This window comes from Planctomycetota bacterium (genome assembly GCA_016207825.1).
Lineage (GTDB): Bacteria > Planctomycetota > MHYJ01 > JACQXL01 > JACQZI01 > JACQZI01.
Map to the genome: position 1 here is coordinate 73,052 of JACQZI010000011.1, position 22,072 is coordinate 95,123.

Annotated in this window: 14 protein-coding genes; 11 read left to right on the forward strand and 3 right to left on the reverse strand. The window is 47.7% G+C overall.

Features of this window, described 5'->3' with window-relative positions; translation table 11 throughout:
* Positions 1-159 precede the first annotated feature (159 nt).
* The 6 genes from recA to HY811_06185 all read left to right on the forward strand — a co-directional run bounded on the left by recA (position 160) and on the right by HY811_06185 (position 10,157).
* Positions 160-1,227 (forward strand): recombinase RecA, encoded by a 1,068-nt coding sequence (recA, locus tag HY811_06160; GenBank protein ID MBI4834382.1) that lies wholly within the window; start codon positions 160-162, stop codon positions 1,225-1,227.
* Between the two features lie 40 nt (positions 1,228-1,267).
* Positions 1,268-1,858, forward strand: a complete 591-nt coding sequence (locus HY811_06165) for a hypothetical protein (GenBank protein MBI4834383.1) — start codon at positions 1,268-1,270, stop codon at positions 1,856-1,858.
* A 9-nt stretch (positions 1,859-1,867) separates the two neighbouring features.
* Complete coding sequence (locus HY811_06170; protein ID MBI4834384.1) at positions 1,868-3,121, forward strand: imidazolonepropionase; 1,254 nt, start codon at positions 1,868-1,870, stop codon at positions 3,119-3,121.
* Positions 3,122-3,125: 4 nt separating this feature from the next.
* Positions 3,126-5,594 carry a diguanylate cyclase gene (locus tag HY811_06175; protein ID MBI4834385.1) on the forward strand — a complete coding sequence of 823 codons (2,469 nt, stop codon included), beginning with the start codon at positions 3,126-3,128 and terminating at the stop codon, positions 5,592-5,594.
* Between the two features lie 242 nt (positions 5,595-5,836).
* A complete protein-coding gene (gene purL / locus HY811_06180; protein ID MBI4834386.1) occupies positions 5,837-8,779 on the forward strand; it encodes a phosphoribosylformylglycinamidine synthase subunit PurL in 2,943 nt (980 codons plus the stop codon).
* A 196-nt stretch (positions 8,780-8,975) separates the two neighbouring features.
* Positions 8,976-10,157 carry a radical SAM protein gene (locus HY811_06185; protein MBI4834387.1) on the forward strand — a complete coding sequence of 394 codons (1,182 nt, stop codon included), beginning with the start codon at positions 8,976-8,978 and terminating at the stop codon, positions 10,155-10,157.
* Between the two features lie 619 nt (positions 10,158-10,776).
* Here HY811_06185 and HY811_06190 read toward each other — a convergent pair.
* Positions 10,777-11,487, reverse strand: coding sequence for a 50S ribosomal protein L1 (locus HY811_06190; GenBank protein MBI4834388.1), 711 nt, complete (start codon positions 11,485-11,487; stop codon positions 10,777-10,779).
* Position 11,488: 1 nt separating this feature from the next.
* Positions 11,489-11,917: a 50S ribosomal protein L11 gene (gene rplK / locus HY811_06195; protein MBI4834389.1), complete on the reverse strand. Its 429-nt coding sequence runs from the start codon at positions 11,915-11,917 to the stop codon at positions 11,489-11,491.
* Positions 11,918-12,067: 150 nt separating this feature from the next.
* On the opposite strand from rplK, the gene dnaA reads away from it, so the two are divergent.
* From dnaA to HY811_06220, 5 genes are all read left to right on the forward strand, one after another.
* Positions 12,068-13,471, forward strand: coding sequence for a chromosomal replication initiator protein DnaA (dnaA, locus tag HY811_06200; protein MBI4834390.1), 1,404 nt, complete (start codon positions 12,068-12,070; stop codon positions 13,469-13,471).
* 218 nt (positions 13,472-13,689) lie between these two features.
* On the forward strand, positions 13,690-14,805 hold the full coding sequence (gene dnaN / locus HY811_06205) for a DNA polymerase III subunit beta (protein ID MBI4834391.1): 1,116 nt from the start codon (positions 13,690-13,692) through the stop codon (positions 14,803-14,805).
* A gap of 413 nt (positions 14,806-15,218) precedes the next feature.
* Positions 15,219-15,983, forward strand: a complete 765-nt coding sequence (locus tag HY811_06210) for an HNH endonuclease (protein MBI4834392.1) — start codon at positions 15,219-15,221, stop codon at positions 15,981-15,983.
* A gap of 220 nt (positions 15,984-16,203) precedes the next feature.
* On the forward strand, positions 16,204-17,949 hold the full coding sequence (locus tag HY811_06215) for a DUF2326 domain-containing protein (protein MBI4834393.1): 1,746 nt from the start codon (positions 16,204-16,206) through the stop codon (positions 17,947-17,949).
* 1,218 nt (positions 17,950-19,167) lie between these two features.
* Positions 19,168-20,331 (forward strand): ATP-binding protein, encoded by a 1,164-nt coding sequence (locus tag HY811_06220; protein ID MBI4834394.1) that lies wholly within the window; start codon positions 19,168-19,170, stop codon positions 20,329-20,331.
* A gap of 47 nt (positions 20,332-20,378) precedes the next feature.
* Here the strand turns inward: HY811_06220 and HY811_06225 are convergent, their stop codons facing one another.
* Positions 20,379-21,896, reverse strand: coding sequence for a phosphoenolpyruvate carboxykinase (locus HY811_06225; GenBank protein MBI4834395.1), 1,518 nt, complete (start codon positions 21,894-21,896; stop codon positions 20,379-20,381).
* Positions 21,897-22,072: the final 176 nt, after the last annotated feature.

A 22,072-nucleotide genomic window follows, 5' to 3' on the forward strand; every position in this document is an offset into this window, starting at 1 on the left:
CTTTTGATTATAGCAAGCGGGGATATAAAATCCAATATTTTTGGATTAAATTTATTGTCAGGCAGGGTTTCGGCTGATATAATATCGGCATAAATATCGGATAAATAATGAAGGTCCCGATATTCATCGGGATCCCGCTTCGCGGGAAAAGGAGTTTTTATGGCGCCAAAGGGAACCGAGGATAAAAAAGAAGATAAAAAGGAAGATTTAAAAGAAGACGCGCTTCAGCAGGCAATCAGTCAGATAGAAAAGAGTTACGGAAAAGGGGCGATTATGAAGCTGGGCGGCGGAATGCGGGTGGATATCCCCTGCATCTCGACCGGGGCGCTTTCGCTTGACCTTGCCCTGGGCGGCAGAGGGATTCCCAAAGGGCGCGTTACGGAAATATTCGGGCCGGAAGCCTCCGGGAAAACGACCCTGTGCCTCCATATCGTTGCCAACGCCCAAAAAGCAGGGGGCAACGCGGCTTTCATAGATGTGGAGCACGCCTTGGACCCAAACTACGCGGAAAGAATCGGAGTAAACCTGAAAGACCTGGTCATCTCCCAGCCGGACAGCGGCGAACAGGCGCTGGATACCACCGAGCTTCTGGTCAGGAGCAACGCGGTTGATTTGGTCGTGATAGATTCCGTCGCGGCGCTTGTCCCGAAAAGCGAGCTGGACGGCGAAATCGGGCAAAGCCATATGGGACTGCAGGCGAGATTAATGTCCCAGGCATTGAGAAAACTTACCGGCGCGATAAGCAAATCGCACACGGCGGTTATATTTACCAACCAGATAAGGGAAAAGATCGGCGTATTTTTCGGCAATCCGGAAACGACCCCGGGCGGCCGGGCGCTTAAGTTTTACGCCTCGGTCAGGATAGAAGCCCGGCGCGGAGTGGCACTTAAGGAAGGCGAACAGGTTATCGGCAACCGCGTGAAAATCCACATAGTCAAGAATAAAATCGCACCGCCCTTTAAGAGGACGGAATTTGAAATCCTCCACAAAAACGGGATTTCGCGCGAAGGCGATTTGATTGAGCTGGGCTCCAACCTGAATGTCATAGAGAGGAGCGGCACCTGGCTTTCTTATAAAAACCAGAAAATCGGGCAGGGGAAAGATAAGGCGCGCGAGTTTTTAAGCCAGAACCCGGAAGTGGTCAAGGAACTGGAAAAGGATATCCTGACGGCGTATAACTTAAATCCGATTATCCCTAAAAATAAAGAGGCTTCCGAGGGTGACTAAAATAGGCCTGCCCCGATGAACATCGGGGCAAGAAGGATAAATGTTTACCAAACATTTTGTTGGTCTGGTTGCCGGCTTGTTTTTTTTAACCTCCTCCTGCGCGGGTATTTCCAAGTACGGGGACATGCCGGATGAAATCAAGATTTCTTATTTCGTTCTCACCCAAGGAATCCGCAAGAAAGAAATCCGTGGTTTTTACGGCGCGCTTGTCTCGGAAAGCTGGGCAGAAAAATACGACAAGAAACTTAATGAATCGTTTGAACAGTTAAAGCTGCCCCCTGAATTCCCGGCCGTTAAGAAAGCCCCTGATGAAGGGGTAAAAGAACTGATCTTAGTAATGGAGGAAAACGGATTTTATTCCCTCATCGGAACCGATATAAAAAAATACAGCGCGGAAGAATTGAATAATCCTGGTTTTATGATTCACGTGCTAACCATCCAGAAAGGGGATTCTATTTACAGCGTCGCTATCGAAGACCTGCCTAATAGTAAAAAAGAAACGTTTATCTTCCTTAAAGATATCTTTATAAAAAACTATTCTCTGGTTGAATCGTGGGATTCCAGCGTAACCTATGAAGAAGCAGACTGGGACCAATGGTTTCAGGAGCAGATTCAAAAGAACAAAAAATAATCACGTCGCATGAAAAAACGAATAAGTTTGGTTGTCAAAAACGCCTCCGAGGTAATTACCATGCGCTCAGCCAAGCCGGGACCAAGATGCGGGCGTGATATGAACGAATTAGGGCTCATTCCGGATGGAGCGCTGGCTATTGATAAAGATAAAATACTAGAAGCCGGTCCTACTAAAAAAATCACGGCAAAATATCAGGCCTCAAGAACTATTGATGCCTGCGGAAAAATCGTCACGCCGGGACTAATCGATTCACATACGCATCCGGTCTTCGCCGGAGACCGCTCGAACGAATTCGAGATGCGCCTGAAAGGAGCTACTTACCAGGAAATCGCTGCTTCAGGGGGAGGAATAAAATCAACTGTCAAGGCCGTCCGCGAAGCTTCCGAAAAAGAGCTGGTTAATTTTTCCTTACTCAGGATGGAAAGGTTTCTTTCCTGTGGCACTACCACGATAGATGCTAAAAGCGGTTATGGATTAAATCTTCCTGATGAAATGAAAATGCTCCGGGTGATACGCGCTCTTGGCAGGATACAGCCCTTGGAATTAATCCCGACCTTTTTGGGCGCGCATGAAATCCCTCCCGAATACCAGGGCAGGAAAAACGAATACGTCAAGCTTATCACCGAACAAATGATACCTAAGGTGCTTGATGACAAACTCGCCGAATTCTGCGATATCTTCTGCGAAAAAGGCGTGTTTGAAATAGAAGAATCCCGGTATATCCTGGATTTCGCCAGAAAGCACGGATTAAAAATAAAACTCCACGCGGATGAATTCGCGCCCTTGGGCGGCGCGGAGCTGGCCGCCGAACTCGGGGCGATATCCGCCGACCATTTAATGGCCGTTTCGGATAAAGGCATCCGGGCGATGAAAGAAAAAGGGGTGATTGCCGTCCTGCTGCCGGGCACCACGTTTGCCCTCGGACTTAAAAATTACGCGCCGGCACGGAAAATTATCGATAACGGCAATCCGGTCGCACTGGCGACTGATTTCAACCCGGGGACCTGCTTCTGTGAATCGCTGCCGGCCATCATGAATATCGCCTGCACCCAGATGAAAATGACGCCGGCCGAAACGCTGTCCGCAGTAACCATAAACGCCGCCTGGGCAATCGGGCGCGGAGAAGCGCTCGGCTCTATCGAAGCAGGCAAACAGGCGGATATCGTTATCTGGGATGCGCCATCGTATAAACATATTCCCTATCATTTTGGCGTTAACTTGGTCTCTGCCGTGATAAAAAAAGGCAAGGGTATCATTTAATCTTATGCTCAGCCAGGAAACTGTCCAGTTAGTCCTTTACAACTGCATGGGTTATAAAAAGGGCGAAACCGTCCTGGTCGTAACGGACGACACGCTCTGGGATTTAGGGTCTGCGTTCTACAACAAAATAAAAGAGCTCGGGATAGAAGTTGTCCTTAATTCCATGAAACCCCGCTCGATAAACGGCGAGGAGCCTCCTCAATCGATAGCCGAGGCGATGAAGAACGCCGATATCGCGCTTCTGGTCACCGGAAAGTCTTTAAGCCACACCCAGGCCCGCCGGCTGGCCTGCGCCTCCGAACGGAAAACCAGGATTGCCAGCATGCCCGGTGCGGATGCTAAAAGGCTGGAACAATTGCTTAAAGTTGATTATGATGAAATGTTCCGCCACGGATTTTCCTTAAGCGAAGAGCTGAAGAAAACCAAACGAGTGGAAATAACCACGCCCGGCGGGACAAACCTTTCCATGGAAATAACCGGTCGCGCGCCGCATGTCGACAGCGGCATTTTAGATACGCCGAGCGCTTTCGGGAATCTCCCAGCCGGAGAAGTATACCTGGCGCCGATGGAGGGCACCGCCAACGGTATTATCGTCGTAGACGGAAGCATCTCCGGAATCGGCCGCTTAAAAAAGCCCATTAAAATCACCGTTAAAAACGGGTTGGCCGAGCAGATTGATTCTACGGAACTAAGGAAAATCATCGACCCCTTGGGTCCGCTTGCCAGGAATATCGCCGAACTGGGAATAGGCACCAATCCGAACGCCGAAGTAGTCGGGAATATACTGGAAGACGAAAAAGCAATCAATATGGCCCATATCGCACTGGGAGACAACGTAAGCATGGGCGGCAAGGTAAAAGCACCCTGCCATATGGACGGCATTATGTTTTCCCCGAAAATAAAACTCGATGGCAAACCAATTCCGGAAAGGCTCATCAGATGGTATCCTTCCGCACGCACCGCAAAGAATAGGCGTCCCATATCGGACACGACTTATTCCATTATGGAATTCGAAGATACGCGTTCTTCCATCGGACCCGAATTATTTCAATTGCTTTTTGATAATTCCAACGACCCGCAGTATGTCCTGGATTTAAAAAGCCAGGTTTTTATGGAAGCCAACCGGGCATTTCTGGAATTATCCGGCTATTCAAAAGAAGAGCTGGTCGGAAAGCTGAAGTCGTCGGATTTGACGCCACCGAACTCCCGGCCGGTTTTAATCAGCAAGCGATCGGCAATAGACAAAGGGATTGCGCGGGAACGCTACCAATTCGAAATGCTGACAAAGCACGGCGATATAAAACCGGTCGAGCTTAGCGTCCACCGGACGAAGATAGGCGACAAGGAAGTGACTATCGGCTCGGCGCGCGATATCAGCGAAAGGTTGCGCCTGGAAAAAGCCTTGCGGGAAAAAATAACCGAAATCGCCTTTGCCGGCAACCGACTCCTGGCTTTGACCGAAAAGATAAAGAACGTTCCCTTGATAACCGCCGCGCTCCTCAAAAGCAAAAGCGAAGCGGAACTCTGCAAGGGGGCCATAAAGTTGTTATGCGCAAAAGAAGGGCTTTCTTACAAAGATGCGGCTATTTATTTCCTGCTGGGAGGCAGGTTAAAGCTTTCCGAATGCAGCAAGATGATGCGTAAGGAAAAAACCGGTTTGCCCCCTTCTATTATTAATATTCACGGTTCCCATCATTTCGCCCTGGTCGCCCGCGGGGAAATCGCCCGTTACCAAAAAGATACGGAAATCTTATTGCCCCTACGGGGCTTGCGCCAGATTATCGGCGTGGTGCGTATCATCATGGACCAGAAGGAAAAGGAACTCATGGACAATAACCCGGTAACCAAGAAAAGCTACGAGGATATCGTCGAGACAATCGGGTCTATTCTGGGGCTTCTTACCGAAAGCCTGCGGATGGATAAAATCCTGGAGATGCAATCAATTATAGACGAGTTGACCCAGATTTATAACCGCCGCTATTTTGAACGGATGATAAAAGAAGAGACCGATCGCGCACTTCGTTACCGCCGCGCGTTATCGCTTTTCCTGATAGATCTTAACAAATTCAAGCAAATCAATGATGCCTCCGGCCATAACCAGGGAGATATTATTTTAACCGAAGTCGCCCAGTTCCTCAAAAAACACAGCCGTAAAATTGATGTCGTCTGCCGTTATGGAGGCGATGAGTTTGCTATTATTCTTCCGGAAACGAATTCAAAGGGGGCTTTGCTTAAAGCCACCCGTTTATACGACCACTTAAAAAACCATAAATTCACCAATATAAAAGCGCCCCTCGTTCCTTCTCAGCGGAGCGGGAAAGGATTCTACCGGATTACCGCCAGTTTCGGGATAAGTACGCTTTCTAAAGAGAAAAACATTCTCACGGAAGAAGAACTTCTGTCAACAGCCGACAAGGCGCTTTATAAAGCAAAAACCATGAGGAAAAGGCAGATTAAAAGCTATTGGCTATAATCCCGCACCCAGGTTAATTACCCCTTCATATCCGCTAAAGGCGTCGCCCGCAAGCGAACCTCGCCAGACTGGCGGGGATCCGGCCCCGCTATGCGAGGCTGAAATTCTTTGACTTGGAAACGTATTTGGGATAAAAATATTTACTTATGAATCAGGATTAGCCACCGAGACACTGAGTTCACAGAGAGGAAATACTAATAATCTCTGGGTTCTCTGTGACTCTGTGGCAAGGATTTAACTATATGTTATATCAGATTAATGTTGAAACCAAACGTGGACAGGCTGACCCGGTAAGCGCCGGTATCAAAGCGGATATCATAGATCTCGGCATTAAATCCGTTAAGAGCGTCCTTTTCACCCAGCTTTATTTTATCGAAACCGAAGCAAGCGAATCACAGGTCAACCTGATTGCCCAAAGGCTTCTTTCCGACCCGGTCACTTCTAATTATGAATGGCGAATTGCGAATGGGGAATGGAAATCCGAAAAATCAGCTGTCCGGATTCCGCGTTCCACAACCGGCACTCTTATTACCGTTCTCCACAAGCCCGGCGTGATGGACCCGGTCGAGGCAAGCGCCCTGAAGGCAATTGCCGACCTGAAAATAAACGCGACAGTCCTGCGCACCGGACGGCAGTTTATCCTACAGGGAAAAATCACACCCGCCCAGCGGGAACAAATCGCCCGGAAAATCCTGGCAAACGAAGTCATCGACGATATCCATTACGGTCCGATGTCCCTGGATAAAATAACCATCGGCAATCCTTACGAATTCAGGCTGAATATCCTGCCCTGGCGCAAGATGGCCATGGACGCGATGATGAAAATAAACAAAGACCTCCAGCTTTCCCTGAACGAGCAGGAACTGAAAACGATACAGGATTATTTCAAATCCATCGACCGCGACCCGACTGATGTCGAGCTGGATACCATCGCCCAGACCTGGAGCGAGCACTGCAAACACAAAACACTCATGGGGCTGATTGAATACACCGAAGGCGCCGGCGCGCAAAAGAAAACCGAGCAGATTGAAAATATCCTAAAGCAAACCATCATGAAGGCAACGCTGGAAATAAAGAAGCCCTGGTGCATTTCCGTTTTCAAGGATAACGCCGGAATCATAGATTTCGACGATAAGAACGCACTGACCTTTAAAGTGGAAACGCACAACCATCCTTCGGCAATCGAGCCTTACGGCGGCGCCGGTACCGGAATCGGCGGCGTTATCCGCGATACGCTCGGCTGCGGATTAGGAGCCAAGCCGATACTGAATACGGATGTTTTCTGCTTCGGCCTGCCCGACCTGCCGCATAATAAATTGCCAGCCGGCGTCTTGCATCCCAAACGGATTATGAAAGGCGTGGTCGCCGGCGTGCGCGATTACGGCAACCGCATGGGAATCCCCACCCCCAACGGCGCGGTCTATTTCGACGACCGCTACACCGGGAATCCCCTCGTCTATTGCGGCAATGTCGGCTTGATGCCCAAGGATAAATGCGCCAAAAAAGTCCGGGCGGGCGATTTAATATTGCTCGTCGGCGGGCGGACCGGGCGCGACGGCATCCACGGCGTCACTTTCGCTTCGGCGGAGCTGACTGAAAAATCCGAAGAGGTCTCATCAATCGCCGTCCAAATCGGCAACGCCATCATGGAGAAAAAGGTCGCCGATACCGTCCTTCAGGCGCGCGACCGGAATTTATATACCGCCATTACGGATTGCGGCGGCGGCGGATTGTCTTCCGCCATCGGCGAAATGGGCGAAGAAACCGGGGTGGAAGTCGACCTGGAAAAAGTCCCCCTAAAATACCAGGGGCTTTCTTACACGGAAATCTGGATTTCCGAGGCGCAGGAACGCATGGTCATGTCCGTCCCGGTAATCCATAAGGATAAAATACTGGAGATATTCCAAAGGGAAAACGTGGACGCCACCTTTATCGGCCGATTCACCGGAAATAAAAGGCTTGTCCTGAAATACAACGGTAAGGAAGTGGCTAATTTAGAGATGGAATTCCTCCATCACGGCGGCCCTAAATTCTTCAGGAAGGCCGAATGGTCTCTGCCGAAACATAAAGAGCCGCGCCGCTTCTCAAGCGGGAAAACTAACCGAGTCAATAATTACGGCAAAACTCTTAAACAGATTCTTGCCATGCCGAATATCGCCAGCAAGGAATGGATTATCCGTCAATACGACCACGAAGTGCAGGGCGGCAGTGTTTTAAAGCCGCTTGCCGGAATAAAGAACGACGGCCCTTCGGATGCCTGCGTGAGCCGCCCCTTGCTTAATTCATATAAAGGCGTGGTCGTTTCAAACGGGATGAACCCGAAATACAGCGAGATCGATCCCTACCATATGGCCGCTTCGTCAATCGACGAGGCGTTGAGAAATATCGTTGCCGTGGGCGGCGACCTTGAACGGACCGCGCTTCTGGATAACTTCGCCTGGGGCAATACCAATAAGCCCGACCGCCTGGGCGCACTGGTCCGCGCATCGCGCGCCTGTTATGATATCTCCAAAGTTTACGGGACGCCTTTCATCTCCGGAAAAGACAGCCTGAATAACGAGTTCTTTACCAAGGGGAAAAGTATTGCCATCCCTCATACATTGCTTATCTCCGCCATCTCGGTGATTGACGACGTCCGTAAAACCGTTTCCATGGATTTTAAGGAGCCGGGAAATCTCATCTACATTATCGGGGCAACCAAAGAAGAGATGGGCGGCTCGCATTATTACGAGCTTCTAAAATATATCGGGAATTCCGTCCCGGTGGTCAACGCCGCGGAAGGCAGGAAGACTATGCTAGCGTTATCATCCGCTATAAAGAACGGGTTTGTCCGCGCCTGCCACGACCTTTCCGAAGGCGGGCTGGCAGTTACCCTGGCGGAAATGGCATTTGCCGGAGAAATCGGCGCTAAGATAGACATTTCCAAAGTGCCTTGCGATAATGCCATTAAAGAAAACGACGTTATTCTTTTTTCGGAATCTAATTCACGCTTCCTGGCCGAGGTCTCCCCGAAACACCGCAAAGACTTTGAATCTGCGCTAAAGGATTGCGCCTTCGCCTTTATCGGCGAAACCGCCCCGGTGAAAATGCTGCGCGTTACCGGGCTTGATAAAAAGCTGATTATCAACGAATCCCTGAATTCGCTTAAAGACGCCTGGCAGAAGCTAACCAGGCAGTTTAGCTAAAAATAAATCCCTTTTATTAAAGAAGAGGAATTTCATAAATGTCATTGCGAGGAGTGGAACGACGAAGCAATCTCGTTTTCCCTGAATAAAACAGAGATTGCCCCGCTCGACTTCGTTTCGGGGACACCCGATAATAGGGAGTCCCAGAATGGGGCCACGCTCCTTATAGTCGCTCGCAATGACAGAATAAACTTTTATGTATATAAACCGGTTGGACATAAAAAAGAAGCTGGAAAAGAAGCTCACACACGAAACCATCGAGCAGGCCAAAGGCGATTTCCACGCCTGGCGGCAGAAATGCGTCACCTTGCTCCCGGTTATCAGCGGGAATAATTGCCCCTTTGCCTGCACTTATTGCTATATCCAGAGCATGGAATCGCCCTCGGCGCAGAAAAGCGACCCGTTCGCCTTTAAAGAGCCGGAACCCTTAAACCTTTCCGGGGAACAGCTCTGCTGGGCGCTCCTGGAAAATAAGGAATTCATTCCCGGCGAATACGGCACGCCCTTGGCATTCGGGCATGTCTCGGAGCCCTTCCTGCCAAGCCTTCTGGAAAATACGCTCGGCTATTTCAAGGCGATATCCGCGTACCTGGGCAACCCGATACAGTTTTCGACCAAGATGTTCATTACGCCCGAACTGGCTAAAAAGATAAAAGGCTCGCTGAAGCATAAGCTGGTCAGCCCTCTGGTCACCATCACCACGCTTAAGAACGCGGCGAAACTCGAGCCCAAGGCGCCGCCGCCGGAAGAGCGCTTCCAGAGCATTGCCAATCTTTCCAAGGCAGGCTATAAAGTGTTCCTCTATTTAAGGCCGCTGATACCGGGCATTGTCACCGAAGAGATTGAGGAAATCCTAAAGCTCGCCAAGAAGGCCGGCGCCATCGGAGTGGTCGGTGGGGGTTTTAGGATAACGCTCCCGATTCTTAACCGGATGAAGGATGCCAAGGCGGATGTCTCGGAAATCGCCAACCGCATCCCGAATATCGGCGACAAACAGCGCTATATTTATACCAAGGACCTGGAGGATAAAGTCGTCACGCTTGCACATAATCTCAAGATGGTTGCCCTGCGCTCGACCAAATGCGCCATGGCATACGCCTGCAAGCTTCCCTCGCCCTCGCTTTACTGGCAATACAATAAGAATATCTGCGTCAAATGCAAACCCTGCGAAAAAGAGGCGCCCAAATACAAGAAATCCGATATCGATAAAATCCTGAAAGAGGTCTTCCCGACGGAAACGATTCTCTCTTATAAGGACGAGAAAGGCGCGGTTGAGATTGCGGTAAAGCTCTCCGAAGGAAAGACGTCCTTGGAGCCGTGGGTGCCGCGCGTCTTGGAAACGTATCTCAGGAAGCCCGTGACAATCAAACGGCAGTAAATGCTTTGATTCGCCACAGAGTCACAGAGGGCACAGAGAAAATTAGATATGTTTAAATCAAAAAGACTGCTCACTATTACCGGGCTTATTCTCGTCCCTTTCTGGACTTATATAATGTTCGAGAGCACGGGATTAGGGCACGGGAATTATATATTATTTAATCTTTTCAATGCGCCATTTAGCTTATTGTTGTCTCTTATTCTAAATACTTCTGATCCGGGATTTTTTGCTAATATGATATTTTTCTCTTGCTTACTCATAACACCTGTATTATATGGTTACATTATTGATTTATTCTCCGACTTTAAAAAAGAGTGGGTTGGTTTCCTAATAGTTTTTATTCTCCATTATGCATGTTATATAAGAATTCGTCTCTCTCCATCATTTTATTTTTATTATCAGGATAACCCTTACGATAAAATAGATTACACTTTTCTTTCTCAAGGATACGTGTTTTTTGCTGTGTGGAATTTATGGATACTCTTTGTGACTTTGAAGCGATGGCGTAACGCAAAAAGCATTGTTCCTAATCCGGAAACAAAGTAATTTTTCCCTCTGTGCCCTCCCGCCTTTGGCGAGGCTCGCCCTTGTGGGCGGCTGCGGTGAAGTCCCTTCCGTTCTACTTCGCCGCGACGTATTTCAGCTGGAACCCGGGGCTCATCGTCGCCGAGAGAGTGACCTTCTTTATGAATATCCCTTTAGCCGAGGTGGGCCTTAGGGATTGAATGTGTTCCAGGAACGATTCCACGTTGTTCTTCAAATCTTCCACGCTGAAGGAAAGTTTCCCAACCGGCACGTGGATGATGCCCAGCGCGTCGCAACGGAATTCGACCTTGCCGGCCTTGAATTCCTTGACCGCGTTCTTGATATCTTCGCTGACCGTGCCGTTCTTGGGTGAGGGCATCTTCCCCTGCGGCCCCAAGACCTTGCCGAGCCGGCTGATGTTCTTCATCATGCTCGGAGGCGCGATAGCCACGTCAAAATCCGTCCAGCCGTCCTGCACCTTTTTCATTAAGTCTTCGAAACCCACTTCATCCGCTCCGGCATCGCGCGCCGCTTTGGCATCGTCGCCCGCCGCGAAGACGATTACCTTCCTGGTCTTACCGATTCCTTTGGGAAGGGTAACCGCGCCGCGGATTAATTGGTCGCTTTTCTTCGGGTCGATTCCCAGATTTATCGCCATTTCCACGGTCTGGTCGAACTTGACCGGGGGAAGGCTTTTTAAGACGTTTACCGCTTCGGCTGTCTCGTATTGCTTCGTGGCGCCGCCGGCGGCTTCGTATTTCTCCTGGACTTTCTTCTGCCTTTTGGTAAGCTTTACTTTTTCCATATTACCCCACCACCTCTATGCCCATATTGCGGGCGGTCCCTTCTATGACCTTGCAGGCTTTTTCGATATCGGTCGTATTCAAATCCTTGAGTTTTACCTGGGCGATTTCCTTTAACTGCGCCTTGGTCACCTTGCCGACCTTGACCTTATGCGGCTCGGCAGAGCCCTGGGCGATTCCGGCCGCCTTCTTTAAAAGGACCGAGGCGGGCGGCGTCTTGACGATAAAATCAAATGTCCGGTCTTTATAAACCGTAACGATTACCGGCGTTACGAGGCCTTGCGCGCTCTTGGTCTGGTCGTTGAAGCGCTTGACGAATTCGCCGATATTAACTCCGTGCTGTCCTAAAGCCGGGCCGACCGGTGGTGCCGGGGTTGCCTGGCCGCCGGGCGCCTGCAGTTTTATTTTCACCATTACTTCTTTTTTTGCCATATTTTGCTCCGTTATTCCCATTTTTCCGGGAATATAGAAAACCAATACTATATATATCGGAACGGCTTCTGTCAAGATTTTCTTGACTATTCCTGATTTGTAAGGAATAATACCGGTTCGCTTGGCTTATCAAATTCAAAATAAGGTAACATGAAAGCCCTGACACCGGAACTGAAAGACAAGATTTATAAGGAAATCCGGGGCAAACTGCCTCCGGACGAGGCGGCTTCCTGGATGAAGTCGCTCGAATTCCTGCAGACGGAAAACGGGACGCTCGAGATTCCGCTACCCAACGATTACTTCCGCAACTGGTACGAAAAGCATTATAAGGATTTAATCGCCAAAACCGTTTCAGAAGTCCTGGGAATCCAGCCGAAAATCATCTTTAAGATACCGTCGGATTACCAGGGCACGCTCTTTGAATCCGCGGCTAAGGAATCCGGCCACGACCCGAAAGCCCCCAAGCCCCATAAGCCCGCGCCGGAAGCGAAACCGCCGGTGGCAAACGCCAACCGGCCCAAGGGCGGGACGCTTAACTCCAAATATACCTTCGAGCAGTTCGTGGTCGGCCCGTGCAACCGGCTGGCGCACGCCTGGAGCATGGCGGTGGCGGAAAACCCGGGCAAGGCATACAACCCGCTCTTTATCCACGGCTCGGTGGGCCTCGGCAAAACCCATCTGCTGCAGGCCGCCTGCCATTATATCCTCGCCAAGCGCCCGGAATATTCCATTTATTATCTCTCCTGCGAAGGGTTTGTCAATGACTATATCTCCGCGGTCCGCTCCGGCGGCTACGACGCTTTCCGCAATAAATACCGCTCGGTCGATGTTTTGGTGATAGACGATATCCACTTCCTGGGCGCGGGCGAAAAGCAGGCAAGCCAGGAGGAATTCTTCCATACGTTTAACGCGCTCCACAACGCCCAGAAGCAGATTATACTTTCCAGCGATTCTCCGCCTCAGGATATCCCGACTTTGGAAGACCGGCTGGTCTCCCGCTTTAAATGGGGGCAGGTGGCGCGGCTGGATTCGCCGACCTTTGAAACGCGCATGGCGATTATCAAGCAGACTGCCGAGTGGATGAAAAAGGCCGTGCCGGACGACGTCTGCGATTTTATCGCCTCCAGCGTGGAATCGAACATCCGCGATTTGGAAGGCGCCCTTAAAAACGTCATTGGCTTCGCCGAGGCGACCAAGAAACCGATTGACCTGGCGCTGGCAAAGGATTCCCTGCGTGATTTGATAGGCGTTTCCGCCTTCCCGGTCACCATCCCGCAGATACAGGAAGTCATCAGCAAGTTCTTTAACGTCAAGATATCGGATTTGCAGTCCAAGAAGCGCGTCAAATCCGTTTCCGTCCCGCGGCAAATCGGTATTTACCTGGCGCGGTCTTTGACTTCGCTCTCGCTTGAAGAAATCGGAGCGGCGTTCGGGGGCAAAGACCACTCCACGGTGATGTATTCGGTGGAGAAAATAAAGCAGCGTGCCCATAAAGACCGCCAGTTTACGGCGACTTTAAACCAGCTGACCAAGAACGTGAAACAAGGAGGATAAACGGTTGAAACCCTGTGGGAAAAGGCGGGAGTTTTCCGCATTTCTCCCCATGTTTTCGGATTAGGGCAAATGAAAAATCGGATTCGCCCGGTTATCCACCGGCCGCTAACAGCGCCGTTTGGTTGTAGGTCCATAGATTACGTAACTAAGGAACGTTACTCCCCGAACGAGGGGAAGATAATAAGAATAATTATATATATTAATAAGGAGTAATTAGTATGAAGGTAGTTTGTAAAAGAAACGATTTGCTTGACGCGTTCAGCATGGTTAATGTCGTCATTCCCACCAGAAGCACCGTTCCGGTATTGCAGAATATCAATCTTACCGCGGAAGGCTCCAGCCTCTATATCATCGGAACTGATTTAGAGGTGGGCATAAAGGTGGAGATAAAAGCGGAGGTAAAGGATAAAGGCAGTTTGCTCATCCCGACCATGCGGCTGGGCGCTCTTTTAAGGGAAACCGCGGACGAAAATATCAAGATAGAAACCAGGAATAATATCGCCAGCATTACAACCAAGGAAGGCGAATATAAGCTGGTCGGGCCCGACCCTGTGGATTACCCGGAGTTCCCGGCATTCGACTCCGCTAAGGCGTTTGATATGGAGCCCAAAGGCGTAAGGGAAATGATACATAAGACGATATTCGCCACCTCGGCGGAAATCACCCGCTATGCCTTAACCGGCATACTGGTGGAAATCAGGAAGAAAGAAATAAGAATGGTCGGAAGCGACGGCAAGAGGCTGGCGTTCATAAAGCACCGCTCGGAGCAGAGCGTGGAGCAGGATAAAAAGGTCATTGTCCCGAGCAAGGGAATGATGCTACTGGAGCGCGTCATCCGGGACGACCACAAGCTGAAAATCGCGATAGACGATACCCTGATAAAAATATGCCTTTCCCCCGCAAAGGAAAAGCATCCGGAAACGATTATCTTCTCGCGGCTGGTGGACGGCGCTTTTCCGGATTACGAAAGCATCATCCCGACTGACGGGAACAAGGTCCTGGAAATGAAGAGCGAGGATTTGCACAGCGCTTTAAGAAGGGCAACCGTGGTCACCACGGATAAATTCAAGGCGACCAAGTTTATCCTGAAGGACAACAAGTTAAGCTTGCTCAGTAAGACCCAAGAAGTGGGCGAGGCAAAGGTGGAGGTGGAGGCGAAATACAAAGGCGAGCCTTTTGAAATCGTCTTTAATCCGGATTTCTTTATAGACGCTTTGAGGGTCTTGGGGGAAGGCAACCTGGCGATAGAGTTCAAGGAAAAAACCTCCCCGGCAGTCTTTAAATGGGGCAAGGACTATGTGTATCTCGTCATGCCATTGACGATTGATATATAAAAACAGGTTATCAGTTAATTCGGCGTCCCGACCCTACCTGTGTAAAATATCGTTGATCGTTCTGGCCAAAAGTGACGGGGCTGGTCAAAGTAAAGGGAGAAGGGACAATTGCCCCCAATAGAGCTAAATAAACTTTGCGTCTTTGTGGTTAATCCTGTCGGCAGCACATCGAAATTTCCTTGCGCCTCTACTAATAAAAATGATATATTTTAGGCGTCCCCGAATCCCGCTATGCGGGAGAAGTGAGACCAAACTTCCATTTGCGGTTATATAATCTTGGTTAAGAATAAAAGCGGGGATTACGAGGCGTCCACGGAATTACTGATTTATCGCAGGTGGTTACGGGGAAGATGGCAAATAAATAAAACGCGGATAATTGAGTACTAACGAATAAAAAATAGTATAAAAAGCTTATGCCAAACGGTACTCGTAAATATCCTGACCCTGATTTAAAACTTTTATGGGGATTGGCAGCCGCCAGATGTTCTTTTCCAAATTGTAGAGAAAAATGCGTGGTAGAAGCAACGAGTAAAGATCCAACAAAACCCATAGGTAAAATATCGCATATTTATGCACACGCTGATAAAGGGCCAAGAGCGAAACCTGATATGACTTCCAAAGAACGTGATTGTTATAATAACTGGATATTGTTATGTGGGACTCACCATGACACCATAGACGTTCAACCTAATACATATACTCCAGAACAACTTAAACAATGGAAAGTAGACCACGAAAAGTGGGTCACAAATAAACTTGCTATAGACATTCCGTCAATCGGATTTCTTGAACTGGAGATGACAACTTCAGCTATATTGTCTACATCAATACCGCAATCTATTGATCTTACGCTAATCCCTCTTCAAGAAAAAATCCAAAAGAATAGTTTGAGCCAAAAAAGTCATGAGCGAATAATGTTAGGACTCGTTAAATCAAAAGAAGTGGAAGAATTTATAGGAGAAATGGCGAAACTAAAATCTGATTTTCCGGACAAGTTAAAAGCAGGTTTTGTATCCGCCTATGTTAAACTAAAGAATGAAGATAAGCTTATCGGAGATTCTTTGTTCTTCGCTTTACATGATTTTGCTTCTTCTAATAATACTGATTTTGATAAACAAGCAGCGGGGTTAGCCGTATTGGTTTATTTGTTTGAAAAATGCGAGGTATTTGAAAGGTGATTTTGCCGAGTAAGCATATTAAGCTTTCTGATTCATTATTAAACATTGGCGCAATTATTTTACGTAATCTTAATAGTCCTCAAACCGTAAGTGCATTATGGTCTAAAGTACATTCTTTCGCAGAAGTAAAAACTTTTGATAGGTTTATATTAGGTTTAGACTTCTTATTTATGATTGGAATCATTGATTTTAACGATGGATTACTCCAAAGGATAAAAGCATGATTTATTCAATTAAGTCTGATAAGCCTTCTTTTAAAAGTATCGAATTTAATCCAAGATTTAATGTTATTCTTGCAGATAGAACCAAAGAATCAACTAAAAGGGATTCAAGAAATGGATTAGGTAAATCTACACTCATAGAAATTATTCATTTTTGCTTGGGAGCGAACAAAGGTGGAACATTGAGTCAACCTAATATGAATGGATGGACTTTTATTTTAGAGTTAGATTTAATGAACAATAAATATTCTATAGCCAGAAACACTTCGAAACCGAATGAAATTATAATTAATGGAGATTGTTCAAGTTGGCCATTAAAACCAGATACGCATAAAAAAACTGGCGAACAAATGATGTCTCGCAATAATTGGAATACCCTGTTAGGGATTCTAATGTTCGGATTAAACCCTCCTGAAGATATAAAATATACGCCAACTTTTAGAAGTTTGTTGTCCTATATAATAAGGCGCAATAGTCATCATGGTGGCTTTCTTGAAGCATTCCAGAATTACAAAAAGCAACATGAATGGGATAGACAAGTAAATAACGCTTTCTTGCTTGAGCTTGGCTGGGAGTTTTCTGCTAAACTACAATTACTTAAAGATAAGTTAAATGCTCTTGAACAAATAAAACAAGAAGCGCAATCAGGCATACTTTCTGACCTTATAGGAACAATAGGGAAATTAGAAGCCTTGAAGATTAGACTGGAAGATCAAACAAAGCAAGAAAGTAAAAATTTAGATGATTTTAAAGTTCATCCTCAATACAGCAAAATTGAAGACGAATCCAATGGGCTAACGGATAATATTCATGCTTTAATTAACCTTAATATAACTGATAAAAAACTTCTGGAATACTATGAATCAAGCCTTAAAGATGAAATAGACAGTAATCCCGAGGCTGTAACCAGTGTTTATAAAGAAGCAGGGTTGATTTTGCCTAAAGAAGTTACGAAAAGTATTCAAGATGTTTTGTCTTTTCATAAACAAGTTGTATCAAACAGAAAAGATTTCTTAGCTTCGGAAATAAACCGTTTGCAAAAGTTAATCATAAATAGAGAGCAAGAAAAACAAAATCAATCTGAAAAGCGTGCGGAATTAATGCAAATTTTAAAAAAACACAAAGCGCTAGAGGAATACACCTTACTGCAAAAGAATCATCAAAAAACCGTATCTGAATTAAATGATGTTAATTTTAGATTGGAGCGTTTAAAGCAATTCGATCGGGGCAAAAGCGAAAACATAGTCGAGCAAGAATTAATTTTTCAATACGCAAATACTGATCTAAATGAAAGAAAAAGTCAAAAAGAAAAAGCAATCTTATTATTCAATTCTAATTCAAAAGCACTTTATGACGCTCCCGGCAATTTATTGATTGATTTCAAGAAAAAAGGGTTTGATTTTAATATTATTATTGAAAGATCGAGTAGTCAGGGAATAGAAAACATGAAAATATTTTGTTATGATTTAATGCTTGCTAATATTTGGGCTAAAAAGAAATCAACGCCTGGCTTTCTTATACATGATAGTATTATTTTTGATGGAGTTGATGAGCGACAAAAAGCTTTAGCTTTACAGCTAGCAGAAAAAGAATCCCGATCGTGTGGTTTTCAGTATATTTGCACTATGAATTCAGATTCAATCCCAATAAAAGATTTTGACTCCGATTTTAATTTTAATAAATATGTAAAAGCAACATTTACTGATGCAACTGAAAATGGTGGGCTTTTAGGTATTAGATTCTGATAAAATAGTTAGAATAGTAACAGATCCCGTCCCCTAAAACGAGCCTGCCTATGGCTACCTGCCCGTCCAGCCAGGCGGGCGGCAGACAGGCCGAATCAGCCCCGCCCCGCCGCTGCAAGGCAGTATTAAAACAATTCCAATCCGCTTTTTAAAACTCCCGTTAGCCAGTATATCATTTCCCTAGGCTATACGTCCTGTTCCCGGTAATGCCCTATCCTACGCCTGAAATAACCCTATCCTGCACCTAAGGCGGCGTAGTCTCATTTCATTAAGGGGGTAGAGAGGTTTCTTTAACCGGGGTGTCCTTGCCCTTAGGCAGGGATATCCTTAAGCGTAGGTAGGGGTATAGTTAATCCGGCATAGGGGTATTACAGCTCTTCTAACCCCCTATCCGGCAAAATGGGGTGGGGGGTAGATAGGGTATCTACCCCCCGGGGATACCCCCCCGCTGCGCTTTCCCGCTCCGCTGTGCTTCGGGGACGCTTGAACATACTTTATATTGTAGAAGCGCGGGGACGCCCATATTTCTCATGGAATGTATCCCGACATTTTCGGGATGCCAATCGGTTTAATCTCGAATTGCAAGGACAGCCCCCACCTACAATTCAATTCGCTATTAGATGCATTATATTGATTTTCGTAAAATCAATCCTGAACTCAACACTTGCTTTTTATACTTTTCCTTCGGGCACCCCATTTCCACTGATTTGGAGTGCCGGATTAAAGAATTATAGGGGGGTGGGGGTATGGTGGGGAGGGGTGGGGTAAAGATTTGCCTCAAGTAGCCTAAATTTCATGAGTTTGCTTAATTAAACGCTTTTGGCCCCTAAATCAAATCATTTCAACGTCCAGGCTAAATAATTTGGCCGGGGGGAGGGTATGGTGGGGGGAGGGGGGTATTTTCAGTTCACCATGGGGGTGCAAAGTCTTTAGCCGTTCCAAAGTTGATTGGATTCAGATTGATATGATTCTTTCCGCAGTAAATACTTCGGATAATTAGCCCGCTTGGAATTAATAAATAAGGGGCTAAAGCTGAATCGCTTTACTCCGGGCGGTGCATCTCACGTGGATTTCATCCCCGAGAATCGGGACTCCGTTCCACTACGCAAAGATAACCGGCCCTTTTACAAGGACGTTCCGCAGCCGGATATTAAATGCTTGACAAGATGGCGGCCACCTGTTATTATTGGAATCACTGATTCCATTTTAAGACCTAATATGGAAACGATAATACCAAGAATATTTGAGCCGCCAAAACACAGTTTTTTTCTTTTCGGACCGCGCGGAACGGGAAAAACCACCTGGTTAAGGCAAACCTGCCCGGACGCGCTCTGGATAGACCTGCTCGAACCGGATATTTTCCGTTCCTACAGCGCCTACCCCGAAAGGTTGCGGGAAATTGTCACGGCTAATCCCGGCAATAAAACCGTGGTCGTTGACGAAATCCAAAAAGTCCCGGAACTGTTAAGCGTAATCCACTCGCTGATTTCAAAAAAGCACCCGGCCCGCTTTATATTAACCGGCTCAAATGCCCGTAAAATAAAACGAACCGGCGCGGATTTGCTTGCCGGACGGGTTGTCAAAAATACGTTCCATCCTTTTATGGCGGCTGAGCTGGGCGGGAAATTTAATTTAGGCAATGCTTTAAAACATGGCTTGTTGCCGCTGGTTATCTCCGCACGGGATGCCGAGAGCGTTTTAAAAACTTATGCGGCTTTGTATGTCCGGGAAGAAGTCCAGATGGAAGGACTGGTCAGGAATATCGGCAATTTTTCCAGGTTTTTGGAGGCGGCCAGCTTTTCACACGGCGCCGTGCTTAATATCAGCAATGTCGCCCGCGAGTGCGCGGTGGAAAGAAAAGTCGTGGAAGGATATATCGGAATTCTGGAGGATTTATTGTTGTCCCAGCGCCTGCCTGTTTTCACAAAACGCGCCAAAAGAACGGTCAGTTCTCACCCCAAGTTTTATTTCTTTGATGCCGGGCTTTTCAGGGCATTAAGGCCTTCCGGGCCTTTGGATAAACCGGAAGAAATAGAAGGAGGGGCTTTGGAAGGGCTGGTGGCGCAGCATCTGGCGGCCTGGAATTCTTACCGGGGGGATAAGAACAGGCTTTACTACTGGCGCACCCCATCCGGTTCGGAGGTGGATTTCGTGGTTTACGGGAGCGAGGCATTCTGGGCGATAGAGGTAAAAAACACATCCCGCATACGCCCGGAGGATTTGCGCACCTTAAGCAGTTTTAAAAACGATTATCCGGAAAGCAAGGCTTATCTCGTTTATCGCGGAAAGGAACGCATAATGAAAAATGGTATTTTATGCCTGCCTTGCGATGAGTTCTTGTTAAGGCTTAATCCCAAGAATAAAGAGATTTCCTTTACTTAATTATATGCCCGCACGGTAAATCCCGGGACGCCCTGCCTCCTTCCTTATTATTTAATCGAATCCTTGATTTCCTGCTTCAGTCCCTTGAATGTATTGAGCCAGTCCTTGCGCTCCGCCTTCAATGCCGCGACCAGCTTCCCATACTCCTCAGGCTTGTAATAATTCCTCGGCTCGAATTTCTTCGCGTCCATATCGGGCACCTGCTCCGGCACCTGGTAATGCCAGTCCGGGTCTTCCTTCCACTTGATATCGCCTTTGGCAATATGCTTGATGATATTCGCCGAATCCACGACACCAATTTTAGCACCCTCCGCGCCGCCGACCTTGCCCGTATTCATGACGTATACCTCGATATCCCCGCGTTTTTTGAGGATATTATAAAAGATATTGCCTTCATCCTCTTCCGGCCCGATGATGAAGGGATTCGTCCCGACCACGCGCTTTTGTTTTCCCGCCTGTGTCGGGTCGCCGGCCGAGGTCTCGACCGATTCGCCCAGCATAAAGAAGGCGGCCGCCTGCTCCAGCGACAACTTCGCCACCGGCGGCATAATATCCGCCCGGCGGAAGATAAATACCAGGATATTGGCGTAAGGAATATCTATGGCGTCATCCGTATAACCCATGTCTTTACGCCGGACAATGGCGCGCCCGTTGGAGGTAACCTGGTAGTTGGTAAAATCCACCTTGCCGGTCGCTTTATCCACCCAGACATTTTCCAGCACCGCGTGCGGGGCGGTGACCGCCTTGTAAAGGAGCGGGTCCTGCGTGGGCGAAAGGCCCTCGGTCTTCATGTAGAAATTGTCTTCCGTCCCGATGCAATAGCCGGTGTCTTTGAGGAAGACGACATCGTCTTGGCGGATTTTAACGGTCTCCTCGCCCTTTAGGAAATGGTGGTGGCAGGTAAGGGTGGTTTTTCCCGTGCCGGAAAGCCCGAAGAGCAAAACGCCTTTGCTTACCAGCTTGCCGTCACTTCCAGTGACGATTAATTCCTTGGAGCCGGCGTGGAAACCGAGCCAGCCTTTTTGCTTGGCTATCCACATCCCCAGGCGCAGGAACGATTTCTTCACCTCGCCGGTGTAATCCGTTCCGAGGATAAAGGTCTTCTTTAAACCGGCGTGCACCAATACCTTCCGCTCCGGCCATTCCGGGATATCAATGGTGGTCATATCAGGTTTACCCTGAGCGTTTCCGCCGAAGGGGTTATCCTTGGTTTTTGGGAAGAGCGTCTCGCCCCAGCCGTAGGCAATCCGGGAGAACTCCTTGGTGACGTAATAACGGCAGCCGAGCGCGATTTCCTTGGACCGGCACATGGTGCGCTCTATCATAATCAGGTCTTTGGTCTTCAAATATTCCATGACCTTGGAGATAGTTTCTTCCTGTTGGGGGGTGGGCTTATCAAAGATGATTTCGGTGAACTTGGCGCTCCGGGAGTTGATTTTGGTGGTGTAAGAAGCGCTCCCGAATTCGGTGGTGATCTCGTCCTTCTTGGCGAGTTCGCGCAGTTCCTTTGGGCTTGGATTATTGAGGATGGACTTGGCCTTTATTTCCGTTTCAAAGATGTTCATAATGCCTCTATTCTATAGACGTAAGAACTAATAAACTGAAACACTAAAAAACACAAATCAACAAAGATTTATTATAGTTATCATACTCCAAGAGAGCGGGAAGTCAATATATAAATAAGTGCTGTTAACAGGATAATTCTTGCCTTTCGCCAGAAAGAGTAGTAGTATATTTCCTT

What these genes read in the sequence shown, in the direction of transcription:
- recA (MBI4834382.1), top strand. Translation starts at nt 160, where the DNA reads ATGGCGCCAAAGGGAACCGAGGATAAAAAAGAAGATAAAAAGGAAGAT.
- HY811_06165 (MBI4834383.1), top strand. Translation starts at nt 1,268, where the DNA reads ATGTTTACCAAACATTTTGTTGGTCTGGTTGCCGGCTTGTTTTTTTTA.
- HY811_06170 (MBI4834384.1), top strand. Translation starts at nt 1,868, where the DNA reads ATGAAAAAACGAATAAGTTTGGTTGTCAAAAACGCCTCCGAGGTAATT.
- HY811_06175 (MBI4834385.1), top strand. Translation starts at nt 3,126, where the DNA reads ATGCTCAGCCAGGAAACTGTCCAGTTAGTCCTTTACAACTGCATGGGT.
- purL (MBI4834386.1), top strand. Translation starts at nt 5,837, where the DNA reads ATGTTATATCAGATTAATGTTGAAACCAAACGTGGACAGGCTGACCCG.
- HY811_06185 (MBI4834387.1), top strand. Translation starts at nt 8,976, where the DNA reads ATGTATATAAACCGGTTGGACATAAAAAAGAAGCTGGAAAAGAAGCTC.
- HY811_06190 (MBI4834388.1), bottom strand. Translation starts at nt 11,487, where the DNA reads ATGGAAAAAGTAAAGCTTACCAAAAGGCAGAAGAAAGTCCAGGAGAAA.
- rplK (MBI4834389.1), bottom strand. Translation starts at nt 11,917, where the DNA reads ATGGCAAAAAAAGAAGTAATGGTGAAAATAAAACTGCAGGCGCCCGGC.
- dnaA (MBI4834390.1), top strand. Translation starts at nt 12,068, where the DNA reads ATGAAAGCCCTGACACCGGAACTGAAAGACAAGATTTATAAGGAAATC.
- dnaN (MBI4834391.1), top strand. Translation starts at nt 13,690, where the DNA reads ATGAAGGTAGTTTGTAAAAGAAACGATTTGCTTGACGCGTTCAGCATG.
- HY811_06210 (MBI4834392.1), top strand. Translation starts at nt 15,219, where the DNA reads ATGCCAAACGGTACTCGTAAATATCCTGACCCTGATTTAAAACTTTTA.
- HY811_06215 (MBI4834393.1), top strand. Translation starts at nt 16,204, where the DNA reads ATGATTTATTCAATTAAGTCTGATAAGCCTTCTTTTAAAAGTATCGAA.
- HY811_06220 (MBI4834394.1), top strand. Translation starts at nt 19,168, where the DNA reads ATGGAAACGATAATACCAAGAATATTTGAGCCGCCAAAACACAGTTTT.
- HY811_06225 (MBI4834395.1), bottom strand. Translation starts at nt 21,896, where the DNA reads ATGAACATCTTTGAAACGGAAATAAAGGCCAAGTCCATCCTCAATAAT.